The 1,999-nt window shown below is 42.2% G+C and carries 4 protein-coding genes; all 4 read right to left on the bottom strand.

All coding sequences use genetic code 11. From position 1 onward, the window contains the following. Positions 1–226 precede the first annotated feature (226 nt). Positions 227–376 carry a type IV pilin protein gene (locus MOZ60_RS11605; protein WP_371832669.1) on the bottom strand — a complete coding sequence of 50 codons (150 nt, stop codon included), beginning with the start codon at positions 374–376 and terminating at the stop codon, positions 227–229. Positions 377–396: 20 nt separating this feature from the next. Then, a complete protein-coding gene (locus MOZ60_RS11460; protein ID WP_370596783.1) occupies positions 397–912 on the bottom strand; it encodes a pilin in 516 nt (171 codons plus the stop codon). 56 nt (positions 913–968) lie between these two features. Continuing rightward, positions 969–1,454 (bottom strand): type IV pilin protein, encoded by a 486-nt coding sequence (locus MOZ60_RS11455; protein ID WP_370596782.1) that lies wholly within the window; start codon positions 1,452–1,454, stop codon positions 969–971. 66 nt (positions 1,455–1,520) lie between these two features. Further along, a complete protein-coding gene (locus MOZ60_RS11450; RefSeq protein WP_370596781.1) occupies positions 1,521–1,862 on the bottom strand; it encodes a hypothetical protein in 342 nt (113 codons plus the stop codon). Positions 1,863–1,999: the final 137 nt, after the last annotated feature.

The raw sequence follows: 1,999 nt of genomic DNA, 5'->3' as shown, positions 1-1,999 counted from the left end.
CCGGATTTGAACTGGATGGTTCAGCTATCTGCGATGATTCTATGATGGCGCTGTTTCATGGTGATCCACGATTTTAGACAGCAGAGCTGGCGGCGAAACCATTGGCCTGTGGGGTGGGAGAGCATTTTTCCCTGATACACGTATAACAGAATGGCTAAATACCGCGAACTGTTGAAAATTCGAGACTCTTTCCTCATGCCTTCAAAAGCAGAAAAAAGATATTGAATCAGTCTGAAACTAACACTTGACATTGGCTTTTACATAACAGCTGATTATTGAAGATCGGTATGGATATTGCAACAAGTACTCCAATGATGGCGACCACGATCAGGAGCTCTGCAAGGGTGAAGCCTTTATTATTCTGGTTTTCCTTCATATGTGATCACCTGCCTTTCATTACCATAAGCACACAATTGCGAGGAATGTTCCATCTCCCTGCATAGCAACATCCCAATAGCGGTAAGTGCGGTCGGTGAGGACTGTATTTGACATTGTGCCGCCACTAAGTTTACTCTTGGTATCCATATTCCACTTAGATATATCAGTTTCTCCTTTTCCTCCGCCTTGTAAATAGCCAACATTAGCAAAATCCTTATAAGTAAAATTGTTCTTATTGTTCGGACTTTTATTGCCCCAGCCCACATATGTGCACTGTCCCGTTTTTGTATCATATCTGAAATACATATGCTGATTACGATCCGCCGTTGTCGTTTCTTTGACATCATCCGGCGTTTCCAGAAAGCAGGTGATCGCTGCTGACATCGCAGAGCGTGCATTTGATTGGTTCACAGCAAAACGAGCTTTCTTGAGTTGGACGGTAAAGATCGGGATGGATATTGCAACAAGTACTCCGATTATGGCGACCACGATCAGGAGCTCCGCTAATGTAAAACCCTTCTTATTCTTTTTCATAGAGCATCACTCCTTTCGAATTATTATGCTCAGTGCTTCATCACCGCAATATGCTATCAGTATGGAGGTGATACTTTTGTGCTTTTATAATTATCATTCGCCTGGATCTTTGTGATGGATCCATTATTATCGAATGTATAAATGTATCGGTAGAAATAATAGTCTCCAAACTTATAAGCATCATTTTTTGTCAACGCAGTATGAACATTCCATGATGAAATATCAGTGGGAACTATATTATATTCAGGACTATAAGTGCCATTAATATTTAGATCTTTCTCTATATTCGCGCCAGTACTTCTCGACTTTGCAACCTTACCAGAGCGTATATCATACGCAATAATATCGTAAGAAGGATCCTCGAGATATGCAGCATACGCCGCAGCCTCTCCCGCTCTCGCATTTGCCTGGTTTACTGCAACTCTCGCTTTTCCAAGTTGTGAGGTAAAGATAGGGATGGATATTGCAACGAGGACTCCGATGATGGCGACCACGATCAGGAGCTCTGCAAGGGTGAAGCCCTTATTCAATTCTCTCTTCACAGTGCGCATCACTCCCCTCGTGTAACATTTTATTGAGACCAATAAAGCTCCATAGCGCGGAATTTATTACCGAACCTGTGAATAATAAATGAATTTAATACTTCCGTCACTATTTAATACAAACGACCATCTCTTCATGATTTGACGATAAAAGGATTCTATATCTTTCGTGTCACTCGGATAATCAGGCCAGCTTTCAAAACTTGGCGTACCAATATGAATATAGGCGCCCAAGCCGCCACTCGGTATTGTTTTATTTGTCGTATAATTTTCATACGCTATGACCTTACCTGTTGTGACATCATAAGTGAAAGCCCATTTATCTGCCGGCTGCGGCGCACCCATGGAGATATATTCCGCTACTGCCGCTGCATAACCTGCTCTTGCATTTGCCTGATTGGTAGCCATACGAGCTTTCCTTAGACAATATGTAAAAGCCCTCCATTAACTTGTGTGTTCGAGGATCATCCCGCATACTTGTTATTGGCTTAATAAAAAAGATGGGGGAAGTTGCCTCATCCAAGAAAGGAAGGCCTTTACATGAT

The sequence above is a fragment of the Grylomicrobium aquisgranense genome, from assembly GCF_033971865.1.
Classification (GTDB): Bacteria; Bacillota_I; Bacilli_A; order Erysipelotrichales; family Erysipelotrichaceae; genus Bulleidia; species Bulleidia massiliensis.
This window is presented reverse-complemented; position numbering and strand designations above follow the sequence as displayed.